The sequence below is a fragment of the Pilosibacter fragilis genome (genome assembly GCF_032490495.1).
In the GTDB taxonomy this organism is placed as follows: domain Bacteria; phylum Bacillota; class Clostridia; order Lachnospirales; family Lachnospiraceae; genus Pilosibacter; species Pilosibacter fragilis.
The window spans coordinates 44,084-62,725 of sequence record NZ_JAVYJB010000002.1 but is presented as its reverse complement, the minus strand read 5'-3'; the positions used below and the strand labels follow the sequence as shown (position 1 = coordinate 62,725).

Here is an 18,642-nt window from a genome sequence, read left to right as displayed (position 1 = left end):
TGTATTCCGCCAGAATTCCGGATAATCACAAAGTCGGGATAAGTGCTGTGAGAGGACGGCGGTTAGCCACCGCCTCCTACTCGATTATCAAGTTTTTAAATATCCGCAGTGTTTGCATAACGGACGATTCTGAGTTGCTGTGATATGCTATAAGTACAACGATACATTACACGTGCAAACTAAAAAAATAATTGCAAAAGAAGAAAGGAGCCTTGAAGAATGGAGATTCTTGATACCGGGTTCGATATGGACGCTTACGAAATGAAGAAACATATGTTTACCGTAACCACAATGACGCCGAAGCTCTGCGATGCCCTGCAGGTTGTGGAAGCTATGTTTGAAGAGGACAGGCGACACTGGTGGACATCGTATCTGGCAGCGGATGTGCTGAATACATGCATACATTATGTGCAGGCAACAATCATGGAAGCATCCCATGTGCTGAATATCCCAGTTAAAATTTTATACCGATGTGATGCGTTATATGCTGTTCAGGATGCTGTGATGAAAACATCCAATCGGAAAGAAGATGTATCGCAGTGGAGTCTTGCGTTTGCGCTGGCAATATACGAAGAAAAACGTGGGTTTGCAGACCAGGTAATTCCGATGTATCGGATCTGCCGGGATACACACGATGGTCTTCCAATGTTTACCACGGATGAACTCATTCCGTTTTTCCGTATGTATGCTGATAAAATTGATGAATGGTTGAATGAAGTTTTTCCGGAAGAATCCAAGGCAAGTAACTGGAGTGATAAAAACACGGAATATCATGATATCTTTAAAGTTCTGTCTGGATTAAACAATCTTGCAGAACGCCTGGAACATCTTGGTTGATCTAATAATAAGGATATGTAGAACAACAATGGCCGGCTCTTTTACGAGCCGGCTGTTTTGTGTCAGTGCGGAATTTGACCCATCATCCACCACCATAATTAAGCCGAACATATATACAAGGAATGGAGGGAAACCGTAAATCGCACATGGTTTTCCTTTCCTTCCGTAAAGCTAAGGAAAGGAGCATTTTATGAACATTATCAAAAGAAACGGCATGGAAGTTCCATTTGACCGCCAGAAGATCGTAACTGCGATCACGAAAGCAAATGAAACAGTTAACGAGGAAGCCAGATTAAAACCGATCTACATCGAAGCAATTGCTCAGGATGTGGAAGAAGCGGTCATGGCGCGCATCAGTGTTGTCCATGTGGAAGACATTCAGGACATGGTGGTTTTTGCATTGATGAAACATGCACCAGTAGTGGCAATGAAGTATGAAAAGTATCGCGAAAAACGGGCGATGATCCGTCGGGCAAATACGACCGATGATAAAATTCTAAGCCTTATTAACTGTGAAAATGAGGAAGTGAAACAGGAAAACTCGAATAAAAATCCGATTATCAACTCAACCCAGCGTGATTACATGGCTGGTGAGGTAAGTCGTGATTTATCTGATCGTATTTTGCTGCCAAAAGAAGTGGTGGATGCGCATAAAGCCGGCATCATTCATTTTCATGATTCCGATTACTTCGCGCAGAAGGAGCATAACTGCGACCTGGTAAACCTGGAAGACATGCTTCAGAACGGCACAGTGATCTCCGACACCCTGATTGAGAAACCACACAGCTTTCACACTGCCTGCAACATTACCACACAGATCATTGCGCAGGTTGCCAGCAACCAGTACGGGGGGCAGTCATTTTCCCTGGCGCATCTGGTACCATTTGTGGAAGTATCACGCCAGAAAATTCGTAAACATCTCGCGGCTGAAATGGAAGTAACCGGCGTTATATTGAACAAAGAACAGCAGGAAGCCGTTGTCGCAATGCGTCTGAAAGATGAAATCACAAAGGGCATCCAGACGATCCAGTACCAGCTGATTACTCTAATGACATGCAACGGTCAGGCACCTTTTGTCACCATGTTCATGTACCTGGATGAAGTCCCGGAAGGACGTCAGAGAGATGATCTGGCTATGCTGATCGAAGAGGTACTGAAACAGCGTTACCAGGGCGTGAAAAATGAAAAGGGCGTCTGGATTACACCGGCATTCCCAAAACTGATCTATGTCCTGGATGAGGACAATATCACAGAAGATTCCAAATACTGGTATCTGACTAAACAGGCGGCACGTTGCACAGCTAAACGCATGGTTCCTGACTATATTTCTGCAAAGATCATGAAGGAGATGAAAGGAGCTGTTTATACCTGCATGGGCTGCCGTTCTTTCCTAACTGCGGAAAAAGACATCCGGAATGAAGACGGAAGCATGAAATTCTATGGTCGTTTCAATCAGGGAGTTGTCACCATCAACCTGGTAGACGTTGCTTTAAGCTCTGGAAAAGATATGGACAAGTTCTGGAAAATTCTGGATGAACGTCTGGAACTATGCCACAAGGCACTGCGTTGCCGGCACGAGAGATTACTTGGTACACCTTCCGATGTGGCGCCGATTCTCTGGCAGTTTGGTGCTTTATCAAGGTTGAAGAAAGGGGAGCCTATTGACAAGCTTCTGTATGGCGGCTACTCCACGATTTCCCTTGGCTATGCCGGCCTGTATGAAATGTGTATGTATATGACTGGAAAGAGCCATACGGATGAAGAAGCAAAACCGTTTGCGTTGTCCGTTATGCAGAAACTGAACGACAAGTGTGCGGAATGGCGTGCTGTGGAAAACATCGGATATTCCGTGTACGGTACACCACTGGAGTCCACGACTTATAAGTTCGCAAAGGCCCTGCAGAAGCGTTTCGGTATCATCAAGGATGTGACGGATCACAACTACATTACAAACAGCTATCACGTCAACGTACGTGAGAAGATTGATGCATTCAGCAAACTGAAATTCGAGTCCGAATTCCAGAAGCTTTCCCCAGGCGGAGCAATCAGTTATGTGGAAGTGCCGGATATGCAGGATAATATCCCGGCGGTGTTGTCCATTATGCAGTTCATCTACGAAAACATCATGTACGCAGAGCTGAATACCAAGAGCGACTATTGCGAATGCTGCGGATATGATGGCGAGATCAAAGTCGTAAAAGATGACTCCGGAAAGCTGGTGTGGGAATGCCCGAACTGCGGAAATCGCGATCAGAATAAGATGTCCGTTGCCCGCCGTACCTGCGGATACATCGGAACTCAGTGGTGGAACGCTGGAAGAACGGAGGAAATTTCTCAAAGAATCCTGCATGTGTCGATCGGGGAAAATGAAATTGTAAATGTACAATGATTCAGTTCTTATAACAGTTCTTCATAGAAGCAATGAGGGAACAGAAAGGAGGAAACGGGCACCGGTTTGATTTATATCATTCCGGCGCCCTTCAAATCATGAATTATGCACAGATATTCACATGTGACATTGCAAACGGACCTGGCTGCCGTACATCCATCTTTGTTTCCGGATGTACACACCATTGTAAAGGCTGCTTCAATGAAATTGCATGGGATTTTCAGTATGGTAAGCCATTTGATCAAAGCATTCAGGACAAATTGATCAGGGACAGCGCTGCATCTTACATTGACGGATTTACGTTTCTCGGTGGAGAGCCGATGGAAGTTGTAAACCAGAAAGCATTACGTCCGTTTATGGAACGCATTAAGAAAGAACTTCCGGAGAAAACGATATGGATTTATTCAGGATATACATACGAAGAATTGATAAATCCAGAGAATGTTCGTTGTCACTGTGACGATACAGAAACAATCCTGGCGATGGCCGATGTCCTTGTCGATGGCAGATTTCAGATAGAACACAAAGATATTACCCTGCGATTTCGTGGGTCATCCAACCAACGGATCATCGATCTTAGGCAAACCAGAAAATGCAGTGAAATTATTCTAAGTGATTTTGGAAAAACGGAGCGCATCAAAATGCATTAAAAAGGAGAGAAAATATGAAAAGTAATAATATAAGAATCGGCGTCGTAGTAATGAGTAAAATCAATGGAAAATACTATAAGATAACCAATGTGTCCATAAAAGATAATATGAAAATCGGGGCTGCTATTGAGTTGCTTGATGAGGATGCATTTGGTGAAGAACGTATATCCATTACTGACAAAAATGTACTGGCATTTTGTTTAGTAGATGACCCGGAACCGTATCCGGTACCAGAAGGATATAATGTTACTGGCGGCAAACTGATGAAAGATGGCAAACCGGTATGCGAACAGGGATCTGTTATTGTAAAAAATATTCTTGCGACACAGCCGGATTATCTGTTTCTGGTTTGCAATAGTACAACAAATGATTTCGTGGACATCATGTCATACCAAGTTTCCATGGACCGTTTTGTAAAGTTTGCAACATTGGTAAAGAGTGCGACATTCAAATGCATCGAGGCTGCAAATGGAGATATGATCATGGCTTATCAGTGCATTTCTGAAGCCGAGGAAGAAAAGAATAGTGAAAAAAAGATTGTCAGATATTTCACCGAAGCTGGTATATTTACTATTAGAGCCGGAAAGGTGATTAAAAAGACCCCATTTGGATGCCCGATCACTATGGATGCTATCAAAATCGTAAATACAGAGAATGTCGAATACAGCAATAATGAGTATGCAATTTTTGTTCCGTCTGATGAGGATATAGACGATACGGATTGCGAGAGCATTGTTGAAAAACGTAATATGCGTATGTGGTTTATTCTCTGGGGAAAAGGAGCAAGTTTTCGGATGAACGGAGATATTTGTGCTTCCTGGAGTTATATTGCACATGACTGGGTGATCAAAAATGATATGGAATTACTTGTATTAGCAAAACAGTTTCATGTGACCAGCCCGGAGATTGCAAAGTTACAGGGATATGATTACCTGATTGACATTATCAAAGGTGAACATCAGTATACACTGACTTTTAGCAATGACAATTACGAGTTCAAAACACTTGTAAGTAAATCAACAAAAGATCGTGGCTATATTGTAACCGTGGAATGAAACAAGAGTTTCATTGGAAGAATGGAGGAAAGATATGACCTATTTAGAATTAGCAAGAAAGATAAAGAGTGCATATAAGGAATTAAAGCAAAATGAAGCATATAAACTTTTCAATGTCATATGGAATAATGACCTTGGAGAGTCAGAAATTACAGTTGAAAATGATGCTGGATTTAGAGCAATTATTATTGGTAATACAAGTGGTGTAAAAAAATCAAGAGGTTACATGTATTTGTTTTATACCAATGATGACACAGAATTATTTCCGACTATTAAAGAAATAGAACATAGATTAAAAGTAGTTGCAAATCAAGAAATTTTAACAGATAAAAATGCGGGTTATTTTGATTGGAAACAGTATGGTTCTTTAGAAGAACAGAGAAAATATTTTTCAGAAATAATTTTAAATACAATGAAACGATGATTTCGTCAGAAGAATGGAGGAACATATATAAAAAGCCTGTTGGAATTAAGTTATATGTGTGTGATTTAAAAGAAACGAATATAAAGTGATAAATCATGCGTGACGACAGAAAAAGAGACCTCATAATGGTCTCTTTTTTATGCAAAATAAGGAGAGCTGTAAACTGTTCGAGCATTTAGGGTAAATCTAGTAGAACCAAATCGCACCTTATATTGATGGGTTTGCATTTCTTGACGGCACCCGGTATTTTGGAGCTGGGTTAGCACCCGACGCGCTCCATCGTTTTGCGAATGCATCCGGCACCATAATTACAACGTAACAATTATTAAGGCACTGAGAAAAGCAAGCTGTCACACAAAAAAATGCTTTCCTTTGCGTAAATCATGCGCCGATGTGCCAAATACATCAAAAAAGGAGAAAACAATATGAGAATCAACAGAATGAGAACTGGAATCATTGTCGCAAACAAGGTAGATGGCAAGTATTATAAGGTAACCAACGTGTCCGTTCAGGATGGCAACCAGGTTGGTACCGCATATAAGTTATGCGACAATCCGGACAATCCGGGCACTCCGTTTGGCTGTGACGAGGAACTCGGTGAGGACTGTGTGTTCATTACTGAAAAAAACGCTTTGGCATTTCGCTTGGTCAGCGATCCAGAGCCCTACCCGGTACCGGAAGGATACGGTGTATCCAATGGCAAGATCGTGAAAAACGGAACGCCGATCTGTGAGCAGGGTACAATCGTGGTAGACAGTATCCTGGCAACACAGCCGGATCACCTGATTTTAGCCTGCAATAAGACTGAGAATGGACATGTGGATGTAATGTCCTACCAGTTATCCAGAGACCGTTTTGTAGAGCTGTGCAAGGACTTTCCAGTACCGAAGTACGTAGGCAATGTTGCGGACAAAGCATTCCTGGCATATTCTGAAGTCCTTGAGAAAGAAACAGAAACTGATGGCGGCAAGACCACAGTCAGAGAATTCCAGGAGGCCGGCCTGCTGACCATCAAGGATGGCAAAGTATTTGACAGCAGACACTTCGACGAGCCGGTATGCGTAGAGAACATTAAAGTGATTGCATGCCCGGACGGATACGAAGTCTTTGTACCGTCGGACGAAATCAGAGATGCCGATGATCTCGTTGAAAAGCGCGATGTGCGCAAGTGGTACGCCGTTAGATCTGATGAGGAGTTCCAGATGGATGGCGAGCTTCAGATTTCCTGGAGCCACGCGGAAAAAGACTGGGTAATCTGTAACGATAAGGAGCTGCTTGTTCTGAACAAGAATTTCCATGTTACCAGCCCGGAGATTGCAAAGCTGAAGGGATATAATCATCTGATCGATATCACCAAAGGCGAGTATCGGTATACTCTGACTTTTAGCAATGACAATTATGAGTTCAAGACACTCGTAAGCAAGTCCACGAAAGACAGAGGCTACATTATCACCGTGGAATAATCAATCAATGTGTGACAGCAGGAAAGGGAGATCGCTTAGCGGTCTCTTTTTTTTGCGCAAAAATAAGGAGCCATCAAAGGCTCCTTATAAACCGGATTCATCAAAAAATGCATCCAACGCATCAGCGTAATACTGAGATATGGCATCGACTGTTTCCGATGTCACGTTCTTACACCATTTTGCAATATCCGCAGACTGCATGTAGTGATCCGCAACCTGTTGAATTGCTTCTTTATTCCAACGCTGACCAGCAACAATCTTGCTGCGGAACGATCTGGATGGATGCGTGGTCCCGTCATGCATAGCGTTTTTCTCAAAAGTTTCACGATCCGCCATCATGTCACCAATTTCTTCTCGCGTTACACCAAGTAACATCAGATCTTTTGTCGCCATCATGTCACAGTAGCATTCTTCACAATGCCGTACAAACCATGCGTTCGGCCAATACCATTTGTGACAGTAATCCCACTTGCCGATATCCAAATGATGCTTCTCATGCAGGAGCGTAAACAGGATATGAAGACGGTTATAGCGCAGGGATTTATCTGGAAACAGTTTTCCTGCGGCAGCAATCCAGTAAAGGCCGGAGAGAGTAATATGTTTGCCATTCCGACCGCCATTTGGTTTTGCCGCGTCTGCTGGGTCAATGCGAAGATCATATCCATCCGGCAGCACACTGGCAACCTCAGGCCCATGCATATAGGCGTCAGCCATAGCAAATTCTTCCGGAGTCATGTTTTCCGGTTCCGTTTGCAGCGGGAAGCACCACTTTTTTCTCCATTTTCTGTAATACCGTGTTCTGATAAATTTTTTCCACATTTTTTCAGTTGTATACATATGTTCCTCCATATTCTTGATCCGGTATGTAAACTCGGATGCCTGTATTCGTTGCAAAGAAATTATGGAAGCGGATTTTAGACAAAAAAGAAGAGGACTCAAAACGAATCCCCTCCTATCAGTGTTACTGGTTGTTATTGGCTTCACACCATGTTTTATAGCCTGTTTTTTCCTCTTCGGAAAAACCAAGCGCCTCCATTGCTGATGTTTCAGAAATATTCTGATTTTTCATCAGCATTTTTAATGACTGGTATCTGCCATGTGCAGTACCCTCTGCCATGCCCTTTTTGATTCCATTTTTTTCAAATTCATCCAATAAAGTACACATCATAACCTCTCCTTTCTTGGACGCCTCAACCATGAATTGTTTGTATTTTTCAAAACGATGGTCATTCGTAAATGTTTTGAAAAATTCCATCAGTTCTTCGACGTGTTTCCATTGCTTACGATAATTATACATCACTTCCTTTTCTTTGCCAACAGCAAGCGCGCAGAAATATTCCGCAACAATCCTGAAATCGCTTTTGAGTCTGGCGCGTTCCTTCTCATCGAGAAAAGCAACCTCTATCAGATTGATTTTGTAATCTGACACAAGCGGTTCCAGTTCTTTTGGAAGGTTCAGCATCTCATGCAATGTCTGTGGACCATCCCAACGTTTGGTGCCGAAATATAACACCACAGTGACAACCGGATACAATTTCTGGTCCGCTCGGATTTCTTCCGCAAACGGTACCTTGATACCATTTGCGTCATTCTCTGCCTTTAGGTCGCGTACCGCCTTTTCATAGGTTGCATAGTCATAACCCATGCTTCTGACCGGCAATTCACTGCAGTCTGGTTTTCCACACCATACAAGGCATAAATTATGCCACGACGCTCATCAATTTTGACGACATCGCGCTCTTTCTGACGGAAATTCCCTTCTGCAGCTTTATACATACTTGCAGTTGACCCGTCCTTCAGATCTTCCGGCTTGACCACGTTTTCTCCGCGGTAAACAAACGCATTAATGATATCCGCAAAAACATCCGCGTGATCTTCCAGAAGTTTTTCGACCTTATCAGGCTGGCTCTTTTTTACCTTTCTCCTCATGTTTTTTGCACCTCCTTTCTGACGGAGATGCATGTGGCACCTCCGCTATTGTCGCAGAGGCTTTGTGCCTCACATAAACCAGATTCTCTGATTACTCGGATTCCTCTGTGTTTACAAAAGAATTATGGAGCCGAATGTGCAGTGGACTAATCGGAACTGATTCCATTCCATAATTTTTCCGAAAATATATCAGGCATTTATGAGAATGCAGAAAGGAAAACTATGTTGAGACAGAAAAATGCAGAGCTGCACAGCATCGCTGATGTTGTATGCAGCAATACAGGAATGACAAAAGAAGCTCTGCTTCACGACACACACACATACCGCATTGACGGTCTTGAAACAGCGGCGCAGATCATCCGCGACGGAATCAGAGCAGGCAAAATCTTTTACATCATGGGAGATTTTGATGTGGATGGTATCATGGCATCCGCCGGCATGGTGATGGGACTGGGCCGATTACATGCAAAGAAAATGGTCCGCCTGCCAAGACGTTTTACGGAGGGGTACGGACTGCAAAGAGAAACTGTAATGGACTGCCGGGACGGGCAGATCCTGATTACTGTGGATAACGGCATCAGCTCGATTGATGCAGTGGCACTGGCCAAAGAAAAGAATATGACCGTCATCATTATTGATCACCACCTGGCGTCAAAAGATCCAGATACCAAAAAACCGGTGTATCCGGCGGCAGATTGCATCATTGACCCCAATGCCATCCCGGGCAGTGCCGATTTTAATGGGTATTGCGGAGCTGGTTTGGTATTCAAGCTGTGTCAGGTACTACTGGGGAATGACCCTGCAATCAGAAAGATTCAGTCATTGGCCGCTGTGGCGACCGTAGCAGATTCTGTTCCGTTAACGCATGAAAACAGACGGATCGTCAAACAGGGAATGAAGGACATGATCACACAGCAAGGTTCCACGATCGGACTCTATGCGTTGCTGACGGAACTCGGATTGGAAAATCAGATTGACGAGATCAAAATCGGGTATAAACTCGCTCCGGTTTTAAATGCTCCGGGGCGTATGCAGGATAACGGTGCTATGAAGGCGCTCGTTTTGATGATCTATGAGGGCAGCTACGGAAAGGCGCAGGAGATGGCAAAACAGCTGGTAGACATCAACCAGATCCGTAAAGACGAATGTGCCAAGTGGACTCCGTTGACGGAGGAGTATATCCGTGAACATGACATGACTATGGATTATCCGCTGGTCGTACATATGTCCGGAATCCCGGAGGGTATCATCGGTATCATTGCCGGAAGAATGTCGGAAACTTTTCAGACACCATGTATTCTGTTGGGAGACAATGAAGAAACCGGGCAGTTAAAAGGTTCCTGTCGTTCAGACGGATACACGGATTTGGAAGACCTGTTGAATCACACGCAGGAATTTCTGACAAGGTACGGCGGTCATGCCATGGCTGCCGGCGTTGCGCTCAAAGAAGAAAATCTGGGTGCGTTCCGAACAGCGGCAAAACGCTGGCTGGATGGAAAAAGGCCGGTAAAAAGCGATGAAACCCTGTACGATCTTGAGGTAGTTCCAAAAGATGCAAAGAATTTTGCATACGAAGTGGAGCAGTATGCACCATACGGTATTGGAAACCCGGTGCCGACCTTTTTCATGAAAGATTTGACACTGACGCCAAACGGATCGGAATATTACAAATTCATATCCGGAGAGGAAGGGGTCAAGCTGTTCGGAGAGGATTTTGACGCGGTTTCCTTCCACGGCGGACAGGAGTACCGCGACCTTGACTGCCCAAGACACGTTTCGCTATACGGAACACTGTCTGTAAACCGTTATCTTGGTTATGAAAAGGCCCAGTTTGTCTATTCCATGATCAAACCGGTGGAACAGACGGGATGCCGCAGCGGTCTGCTTGCCGCATTATCAGAAAGCGCGCAGTCCAGGCAGTGATCAGAAAGGAGATATTTATGCAAACAGAAGAAAATATCTATGCCAACCCAGTGCCGTTGCCAGACGAACCCATTTTGGAATCTTTCAAAAAGTTCATTAAAAAAGATGATTCTGATGAGCGGCTCCTTGCGTTTCTGGCAAAGGAAAGCGAAATAGTTTTAAGAAAGCGCGAACTTCGTGGCCTTACAGCAGAAGATGAGAAAGAACTTGCAGCGTTTTATCAATGCTTCACGGAACATTACGGGGAGAAAACAGAAGGACTCATGTTGCGTCTTTGCGAAAAGAAAGAGACTCTGGTCCTCTGGATGGGTGAAGTATTTTATCATAAGGAATGCGAACGCAAAACTATCGAGCAGATCATGAACAGTGCTCGCCAGGAAGCAGAAAACCTTTTTGCGATGCTTTCGAGATATTTTTACGGGAATCGGGAAATATGTTTTCAGTTCAATGTCCCGTATGATGACTGGGGACTTTCTATTTTCGGAAAAATGTCACACAGGCAAAGGGCAGAATTTAGACGATGCTGTATCACGTCTTTTGTCAATGTCATTTTATATAGCGGAATGATGACAATACTCATAATCAATCAACACACGAAGAGCAAAAAGATGATCGGAGTCAGAGGAAACGGAACCACATGGCTACCTGTTTCCAAGACTGAAATGCTGCAGGAAGCCGCTTGCATGCCGTATAGAAGATCACCTGCGGATCGCTTCGCGGAGTATATCGAAATCAGCAAGGAACAATAAGGAGATTAAAAAACATGGAAGAGAAGAAAAACAAAACATATGCTGGACAGGTGGCGGATATCGCAAGAAAAGACGTGCATCTGTCATTCACAGACCGTTTGAGCAGAATGACGGAAGAAGAGGGTGATCCCTTCCTGAATATTTTTTCTGCAAAATCAATTTATCTGGCCAGGATTTCCCATTTTGACCAGGGTGATAATAACAAGCCTGCCGGACTGAAACAGAGCCTGGTGGCCAATATTCCGCTCAAGGATCTGCCGATGATTAAAAAGCGGACAGACTGCGCAGAGGATCTGATGTTTCGGGCATCGTTTGAAAAAGTTGAGATGCCGAAGCAGGCACAGTCGCAGAGCGCGGGACAAAGTGTTTCGCCAGCCTTCACTCCATTGAGAATGGGAGGAGAACACCTGAAAGGGAAAGCGCCGGGAGACATTTTGCTATCTGCGCAGAACCTGGGACAGGCCATAGGAATGTTGCAGAAGCAGCTACAGTGGCTGAAAAGTCACCTGGGACAATATCCGCAGAATCAGAGCGATGTTGACGCGATCGAGGATGCCCTGAACTGCCAGAGTATGGGGGTACTCGCCTCCATGAAACCGGATGCCGATGCTGTTCCTGAAATGGATAGTGTGCCGGCGGGCCAGTATATTATTTATAAAACACCGGTAAAGCACCAGAAATCGGTGGATAAAAGAACCGGAAAGAATAACTGTTACTCAATCGAGATCAGTTGCCTGCCGGACAAGGACCAGCCGTACCGCGTACAGATCATGAACTGCCTTGCGCCGTTAAAGCAGATGGCGAACGGACTGAAACCGATCGACATGAAAAATGCGGAGGATATTAAAAAGGAGTATGTGGATCTGACAGAAGCGGAGTGGTTGTATGTTCTGGACCGTTTGGATGAAAACATGCGGATGACCAGGGCAATGTGGTATCCGACGCTGAGAAAACTGGATGAGGCAAACCGCTGGTCTCCAAATAACGGGAATCAGAATGGAAACCAGGCCGGCAATATGCCGGGACAAGCGTATGGGAATGGATATCGCGGACCGCAGTCCGGTGTCATGCCGCCGTATGGAAGATAAACTCAATGTGAATACTTTCAAAAGAAAACCGCCGTTCCTGTAATGGGAATAGCGGTTTTTGCGTTGAGGGGGTGGTAGCGTTCCCACATGCGTGGAATAAACCGTGGAGCGGGTACGCAGAGTTCAGCAACCGTCGAATCATTCCCACATACGTGGGATAAACTCTATAAATTGCATGTGTGAAACCATACATATACTATATCTTGATAGGTTTCGGGGCTCTGAATGATTCCGCGATTTTTTTGTACCACCTCGATGAGATAATTATGGAAATATTTTTCTGTAAAATCGTACAACAATTCAACGATTCTAGCGTTTTGTCAATGACGCAGTTCCGGGCGTACAATCATGAGTTTTTTTTCAACTGCTTCATCGATCGGAATGCAACGAGGCGTTAAGGATGGATCAATATCGGCACTGACAAACTCTTTCGTCGATAAAGTACCATCCATAGATAATATATGGCCGCGAAAATTTTTCTTACCGCCATATGCCGGTTGATCGGACGTGACATATAGACTCTGCATATGATCAGCGGGATATCCCATTTTTGCGTATTGGCGAGTCTCCTGAGTTGAATCCCAATCGAGTCCATACCAGTGAACATGATAGTAAGTGGACTGAGCAAGATGCACTAGCGGTAAAACGCGCGGCATTTCGTTGATATCTGTGCACAGCCAGATATAATTAACTGTCACTAGATTTTTTGGGTAATCGCAAGGATAGCCGAATTGAATATTGTGGTTGCGCAAAATATCTATTACCGATTCCAGGGCATTGCTGGACACACAGAACATATATGTCGCTTTTTCAGGTTGATAATATAATTTTGCACCCAATGCAGTTTCAGAACCTGAAAATTGAGCGGTTATAAACTGCTTTTGCCAATAGATAAATGCACCGATATCTCCTGAATTTAGCAATAAACTAACTGTCTCGCCAGCATTTGCGCGCAATCCCGTCTGACGAAAAAAACGATTTTCTTTTTGCATGGTTTGTGAATAGCCACGCACAGTGGAAATCGAGCACGGAATGTGCATCAAACTCATCCCATGCATAATAAAGTTTGCTTCTTCCTTAGAATTTACAGTGCGAACGATCCAGGGACGCATATAATGATGCGCATCAAAATCATCTTCATTAAGGTTATTTTTCCACCAGCGTGGTGAATTGTAAAGGCTCCGTGCTTCAGAAACAGTCTGGCACTGATATGCATAACGGGACTCCTGAAATCCAATAAATCCCGGACGCATTCCATTAGGCTGAATCGGCCATTCTGGGATTAAGCGATCTTTGTAATATTGTGCTTCCTGTGCATCAAACGATCTTCTTCCAGGAGAATCAATCACCCGCTCATTATCTAACAATGCTACAAAATTTTCAGTTACATCATTATCTGCATCAAAAACACAATACATTGGCGTGACAATCCCGTGTTTCATGCAACGAGCTGTAAATCGGTCCATCCAAATCATCAAACGTATAATTTTATCCAAGCTTTCAAATGAATTATTTGTTAATTTGCGCGTTTCACAAAACAGACATACAACTTTTGCATCTATTTCTGGCACAAAATATCCACATTTCTTAACGACCGACTCGGGGATCATTGTTCCTCGTGCCTCAATGAACTCCCCGTATACCATCGCTTCATCATAACCGAAGGCTACATACACGTCTTCCTCACCAACAATAAAACGGCAGTACATGCCACGTAACGCCGCCATATCTGGAAGATCGCGGATAAACGGATTCTGAAAAATCTGATCAACAATAGAACGATTTTGCGTCTGCTGTTTCTGCATATCCTGCAATATTACTTTTTCTCTATTCATAAAAAACCTCGCAATCTTAATAGTCCAAATGTATCTGTTTTCTATATTCATCATATCGCATTCAACCATAAATGACAAATAGGAGTTTTTGCGGATAACCAAAAACTTATTATTTCTGTGTTTGCGTATGTTGTTCAATTACCCGTTTTGCCTGTTTTTCTTTCCATAATTAAACAAATCATGGAAAGGAGACTGTTTTGATGAAAGAAATGAGTGGCGTCCAGATCACAATGGCATTCTGGAAAAGCATTATGAGTACCATCCCAGATTTCTTTGAGGTGATGGAACGCTTTAAAAATTATTCCTATTATTATGATACCGTCATGCGCGATTTGAAACATACTGATGAAATGATTGTCATTACTCCGCCGGATGAGTTGAACCAGACGTTGGAGCTGGCATTACAGGAGAAAAAAATCCCGTTTGTAAAGGGAACAGCAGAAACTGCGACAAATGATATCAAAGCATCAGGTTTTTTTGTGTATTATGCTAGAACAGTAGATTATGATCGTATCTACAAAGTTGTACAGGAAATTAATGAAAAGATTCTCGCTGATGCAGAACAGACAAAAGAACAGTCAGAAGAAGATATAGACGCTGATGCGCCTGAGCATTCCAGGGATGAGGAAGAACCCAAGGGAATCAATAATGAAGAAAAAAACTCCGGCTCCGAAAAAAATCCAGAGCAGGAAACCACGGAAGAATCAGAAGATACAGACGAATTAGAAGATGAGTCAGAGTCTGACACTAAAAATAAAAAGAAACGGAAAAAGACATCTAGCGAGGAGCGCGCTTCAAATCACGAAAGGCAGGAGCAGCAGCGGTATAGAGAGCGTGAATCATATGAGCCATTAGAACGGGAACGCACTGCCGATACAGAATCTCGTGAGGCGATAAAAAGACAGGAACACAGAAATCAGGAATCAGAACGTTATTCCAGGTTCGAATCTGAGCGTCTGAAACATGCCGAACACGAAAAAGCTCGCCAGCAACCGGAACGCGGCGACAGGGCAAAACGCTCGGACGGCGCCGAATCCAATGCCAATATTTCTGCCGGCTTTGGCAGTCATGGAGGATTTTATCATACAGATGAAAATATTCAGAAGAATGAATCAATTCGGGAGAGTAATCGAGAAATCAGAAGATCGAATACCGACACACATACGCAGAATAGTTCTTCACCAATCTTGCATACATCTGAAAATTTTGAGACCAAAGAGAGTTATGCGATTGGCGCTCAACGCCCCTCCAGAGGATATGAAAGCCAAGGGTATACAGAAATTTCTGACGTATCTCACGAAAATCATGATTTTGAACATCAGACTCCATGGGCACCCACAGAACAAAAGGATGCGCGAGATGATAGACAAGAAACGCGACGTGATGCTGAATCACGAGGCTATGTAGAACGCTCGGCTTTAGCAGGCGGGAATCGAAATGCGGAGGTGGATTTTACCCATCGCAATGCGGAAACTGCGCAATCTGTTTCGGATCGTGGCCCTTCTGGCGGTGTACAGATTCTTGGCACAGCAACGACATGCAGCAATGAGATTCCGACTCATACGCATAGCGGAATTATTCGGCAGCCGTATGAACTGAACACAAGTAACGATGCCATTGCAAATAACGCCACTTATTCACATACATATACCCCGCTATCAGAGACTAACGTAATCGGCATGACCAAGATAGCTGAGGACCAGGGCCTTTCTGACGAAAAAGGCAGAGAGATTCTGCGCAACCGAACCATCAACGATGCTAAAAATATCCTTTCTCCAAAACATTTCAAGCAACTACAGAAAGCGACGCGGCGTGTAGTTACCCAGACCGTCATCAGCCGTGAAACAGACGGCGGCCGCGTTGCCAACCAGGTGATTGACAACACTTCCCCAGTCGCAGCCGCCATGTTTGCCACTATGCTGTCGAACGGTGCCATGAATCTGACCAGGGAAACTAGGATCAGCAATGACACTCTGATTGCGTTCCATATGGCCGCAACCGGCTGCAGCAGGCAGGATGCGGAAGGAGCGCTGCGTTTCCTGACCAAGGCAACCATTGACGGCGAAAATGCCGGAACCACCGCGATCAGCATGTATGCTTTTGACCAGGCATTCCACGGAAACGCGGAAGAACTTGGGGAGCGCATCTCCATGTTAAACGAACGAATCGCACACCTGCAGGATAAGCGGACACTGACGGATGCGGATAAGGATACGATTGCCGAACTGACCCAGGAGCTTGACCGGTTGAAGGGACAGCAGTTCCTTGCGCAATTCCAGAAGAATTTCCTTGCCGACGGCCCGGATGGTTTCGGTCTCCGTCAAGGGGAGTCCTTTTCAGACTGGTTCGGGCGGGCTTCTACAGAAGATATTCTAAAACTGACCGCAAACTTAAATATTTCAGACGGGTTACAAAAGGATCTTGCCGAAATTAATATGTCTTCGGAAGATATTCTGTCCAAACTTGCGCAGCTCAAGAAAAAATACGGCGGGAATCCGGCGGATGCCGCGCTGCTTGACAACCTCACGGCCGGCATCACCCAGAAAAAATTCCATGTCGGACCCGGAGGCGTTGCTCGGATGATCCGCAAGGGCTTCCAGAAGAACCTGTTAAAGACAATGGCGGGGCAGTCCGATGCAGGCCGGGCGCTGGGAGAAGTCAATATGTTTGTCACCAGCACCTACATGGCATACCGCGCCGGTATGAAGCTGTTCCTGCATACGCTCAGACAGTTCGGAGCCATCCGCGTGGATGCCGCCGGAATGGCGTCCATGTTTGGAAAACAGGTATCACTGGATACGATCGTCAATCCGTTTGGCGCAGCAAACAAAAAAGCACGGGAGCAGACCGCCAAAGCCATCGGTAAAGCACTGGATAAAATTGGAGTGAAAAATTCCCTGGTACAGACCAGAAGAGCAATCATCAACCATGCGTCCAGCGCATTGAAATTCCTGACGAAACCGATCACCAAACCGGTTCAGAAACTGATTGTGAAACTGGGACTTGATAAGGTGGCTGCAACAGCCAGCAAGGCCATGATGTCCTTTGCGGCAAAAGCTGGTGCAGTTCTTGGCTGGGTCCTGGTTATTGTCCTTATCATCCTGCTTCTCGGCGAAGCAGTGGACAGTCAGCGTAAAGTAGAAGATAGCGGGCCGGCAAACGGAATTTATACCGAAAATGAAATCCTCCAGGAAATCACCACAGAACTGACGCAGAAAAACAATCAATTCATGGCAGATATCAATGACGCTGCAAACCACCGTGGAGAATACAGCGTGACCACAGGCCTTGTAACAAACGAAAACGCAACAACCTACGAATCCTATAACGTCATTTTCCGCGATGCCATGACAGGTGTGGAACTGACCCCGGAACACGTGGACTTAAATAACACCAAGGCGATCCTTGCCATGGCCCAGAAATTTATGCCTTATCCGCTTACCAAACCGGGAGAAAATGCCACGGCAGAAGCCAAAAAAGAATATGAGGACATGGCTCAGCATTTCAAGGATTACTGCTATTATCTGTGGGCTGCCACCCACCAGATTTCGATTGAAGAGTATCATCCGGGCAACAGCACCATTGATGTATGGATCTGTAAAAACTGTGGTACCAGCAATGCTTCGGACGCAAGCACCTGTACCGGCTGCGGAGCAGAACATACCGACGAGGCAATTGTAACGAAAGTGGTAGAGGGAGCTGTGGATACATCGGAGATGCAGACTACCTATGACAAAGGTAAATGTGATAAGGATGGCACAACCATTTGGCTGACAGATGGATTTGAAAAAAACATCATTCACTGGGGTGATACGGACTGGATTTGTGATTCCTGTGATGATGTACCTTCCAGTGGATACGGGGAAGATGGCAGCGATCTTTGCAATAATGGTAAAAACAACGAGCATGGCGGCTGGAAGCGGACGGGTAATAAGCGGAAGGTATACAACTGCCAGGCAGATCATAACAAAATCAAACATGATGATGAGGTGGAATATTATGACTGCGAGGAATTGCAGAAGGATAACCACTGGCATTACGAATACGAATGGAAATATGAATGTGCTGGACATATGGCAGCGGTTGTATACGTCACAATCGGAGATCTTTCCAGAGATCCGAACTTCCCGGCGGCAAAAGACGTAAATTACGACAAGGTTGGCAACTATGATTCCGTTAGCGACAGCGAAACCACAGAATCCATGGAGAACCAGGAGGAAACGGAAACAGCTGCGGAATAAGTCACAAAAGTATTGCGTGGCTCAGGTTTGATGCCTGAGCCATGGCAAAGAGAGGAGAA

General features: G+C 44.6%; 14 protein-coding genes. 10 read left to right on the top strand and 4 right to left on the bottom strand.

Going from position 1 to position 18,642, the window contains the following annotated elements:
• Positions 1–219 precede the first annotated feature (219 nt).
• The 6 genes from ABCW45_RS01605 (at position 220) to ABCW45_RS01580 (ending at position 6,818) form a co-directional block, all read left to right on the top strand.
• Positions 220–837 carry a hypothetical protein gene (locus ABCW45_RS01605; RefSeq protein ID WP_343220112.1) on the top strand — a complete coding sequence of 206 codons (618 nt, stop codon included), beginning with the start codon at positions 220–222 and terminating at the stop codon, positions 835–837.
• A 190-nt stretch (positions 838–1,027) separates the two neighbouring features.
• Positions 1,028–3,226: an anaerobic ribonucleoside-triphosphate reductase gene (nrdD, locus tag ABCW45_RS01600; RefSeq protein WP_343220111.1), complete on the top strand. Its 2,199-nt coding sequence runs from the start codon at positions 1,028–1,030 to the stop codon at positions 3,224–3,226.
• 32 nt (positions 3,227–3,258) lie between these two features.
• On the top strand, positions 3,259–3,876 hold the full coding sequence (gene nrdG / locus ABCW45_RS01595) for an anaerobic ribonucleoside-triphosphate reductase activating protein (protein WP_343220110.1): 618 nt from the start codon (positions 3,259–3,261) through the stop codon (positions 3,874–3,876).
• 14 nt (positions 3,877–3,890) lie between these two features.
• Positions 3,891–4,931, top strand: coding sequence for a hypothetical protein (locus tag ABCW45_RS01590; RefSeq protein WP_343220109.1), 1,041 nt, complete (start codon positions 3,891–3,893; stop codon positions 4,929–4,931).
• A 34-nt stretch (positions 4,932–4,965) separates the two neighbouring features.
• Positions 4,966–5,355: a hypothetical protein gene (locus ABCW45_RS01585; protein ID WP_343220108.1), complete on the top strand. Its 390-nt coding sequence runs from the start codon at positions 4,966–4,968 to the stop codon at positions 5,353–5,355.
• 425 nt (positions 5,356–5,780) lie between these two features.
• Positions 5,781–6,818 (top strand): hypothetical protein, encoded by a 1,038-nt coding sequence (locus ABCW45_RS01580; RefSeq protein ID WP_343220107.1) that lies wholly within the window; start codon positions 5,781–5,783, stop codon positions 6,816–6,818.
• An 84-nt stretch (positions 6,819–6,902) separates the two neighbouring features.
• On the opposite strand, the gene ABCW45_RS01575 is transcribed toward ABCW45_RS01580, so the two are convergent.
• The 3 genes from ABCW45_RS01575 to ABCW45_RS01565 form a co-directional block, all read right to left on the bottom strand.
• Positions 6,903–7,553: a hypothetical protein gene (locus ABCW45_RS01575; RefSeq protein WP_343220106.1), complete on the bottom strand. Its 651-nt coding sequence runs from the start codon at positions 7,551–7,553 to the stop codon at positions 6,903–6,905.
• 226 nt (positions 7,554–7,779) lie between these two features.
• Entirely contained in the window at positions 7,780–8,352 is a 573-nt protein-coding gene (locus ABCW45_RS01570) for a hypothetical protein (protein WP_343220105.1), read from the bottom strand.
• Positions 8,353–8,417: 65 nt separating this feature from the next.
• Positions 8,418–8,747: a hypothetical protein gene (locus ABCW45_RS01565; protein WP_343220104.1), complete on the bottom strand. Its 330-nt coding sequence runs from the start codon at positions 8,745–8,747 to the stop codon at positions 8,418–8,420.
• A gap of 222 nt (positions 8,748–8,969) precedes the next feature.
• On the opposite strand from ABCW45_RS01565, the gene ABCW45_RS01560 reads away from it, so the two are divergent.
• Genes ABCW45_RS01560 through ABCW45_RS01550 form a run of 3 tightly spaced genes read left to right on the top strand, consistent with a single transcriptional unit; the run spans position 8,970 to position 12,507 of the window.
• Entirely contained in the window at positions 8,970–10,670 is a 1,701-nt protein-coding gene (locus tag ABCW45_RS01560; protein WP_343220103.1) for a single-stranded-DNA-specific exonuclease RecJ, read from the top strand.
• 17 nt (positions 10,671–10,687) lie between these two features.
• Positions 10,688–11,419 (top strand): hypothetical protein, encoded by a 732-nt coding sequence (locus ABCW45_RS01555; protein WP_215630837.1) that lies wholly within the window; start codon positions 10,688–10,690, stop codon positions 11,417–11,419.
• 14 nt (positions 11,420–11,433) lie between these two features.
• Entirely contained in the window at positions 11,434–12,507 is a 1,074-nt protein-coding gene (locus tag ABCW45_RS01550) for a hypothetical protein (RefSeq protein ID WP_215630838.1), read from the top strand.
• Between the two features lie 320 nt (positions 12,508–12,827).
• Here ABCW45_RS01550 and ABCW45_RS01545 read toward each other — a convergent pair whose 3' ends face one another.
• Positions 12,828–14,342 (bottom strand): hypothetical protein, encoded by a 1,515-nt coding sequence (locus ABCW45_RS01545; protein ID WP_343220102.1) that lies wholly within the window; start codon positions 14,340–14,342, stop codon positions 12,828–12,830.
• A 200-nt stretch (positions 14,343–14,542) separates the two neighbouring features.
• On the opposite strand from ABCW45_RS01545, the gene ABCW45_RS01540 reads away from it, so the two are divergent.
• Complete coding sequence (locus tag ABCW45_RS01540; RefSeq protein ID WP_215630840.1) at positions 14,543–18,583, top strand: zinc ribbon domain-containing protein; 4,041 nt, start codon at positions 14,543–14,545, stop codon at positions 18,581–18,583.
• The last annotated feature ends 59 nt before the right edge of the window (positions 18,584–18,642 follow it).

Bases quoted from the DNA above. Each gene is read 5' to 3' on its own strand.
- nrdG (WP_343220110.1), top strand. From the start codon at position 3,259: ATGAGGGAACAGAAAGGAGGAAACGGGCACCGGTTTGATTTATATCAT.
- ABCW45_RS01550 (WP_215630838.1), top strand. From the start codon at position 11,434: ATGGAAGAGAAGAAAAACAAAACATATGCTGGACAGGTGGCGGATATC.
- ABCW45_RS01565 (WP_343220104.1), bottom strand. From the start codon at position 8,747: ATGAGGAGAAAGGTAAAAAAGAGCCAGCCTGATAAGGTCGAAAAACTT.
- nrdD (WP_343220111.1), top strand. From the start codon at position 1,028: ATGAACATTATCAAAAGAAACGGCATGGAAGTTCCATTTGACCGCCAG.
- ABCW45_RS01590 (WP_343220109.1), top strand. From the start codon at position 3,891: ATGAAAAGTAATAATATAAGAATCGGCGTCGTAGTAATGAGTAAAATC.
- ABCW45_RS01545 (WP_343220102.1), bottom strand. From the start codon at position 14,342: ATGAATAGAGAAAAAGTAATATTGCAGGATATGCAGAAACAGCAGACG.
- ABCW45_RS01555 (WP_215630837.1), top strand. From the start codon at position 10,688: ATGCAAACAGAAGAAAATATCTATGCCAACCCAGTGCCGTTGCCAGAC.
- ABCW45_RS01540 (WP_215630840.1), top strand. From the start codon at position 14,543: ATGAAAGAAATGAGTGGCGTCCAGATCACAATGGCATTCTGGAAAAGC.
- ABCW45_RS01560 (WP_343220103.1), top strand. From the start codon at position 8,970: ATGTTGAGACAGAAAAATGCAGAGCTGCACAGCATCGCTGATGTTGTA.
- ABCW45_RS01585 (WP_343220108.1), top strand. From the start codon at position 4,966: ATGACCTATTTAGAATTAGCAAGAAAGATAAAGAGTGCATATAAGGAA.
- ABCW45_RS01575 (WP_343220106.1), bottom strand. From the start codon at position 7,553: ATGACTCCGGAAGAATTTGCTATGGCTGACGCCTATATGCATGGGCCT.
- ABCW45_RS01605 (WP_343220112.1), top strand. From the start codon at position 220: ATGGAGATTCTTGATACCGGGTTCGATATGGACGCTTACGAAATGAAG.
- ABCW45_RS01580 (WP_343220107.1), top strand. From the start codon at position 5,781: ATGAGAATCAACAGAATGAGAACTGGAATCATTGTCGCAAACAAGGTA.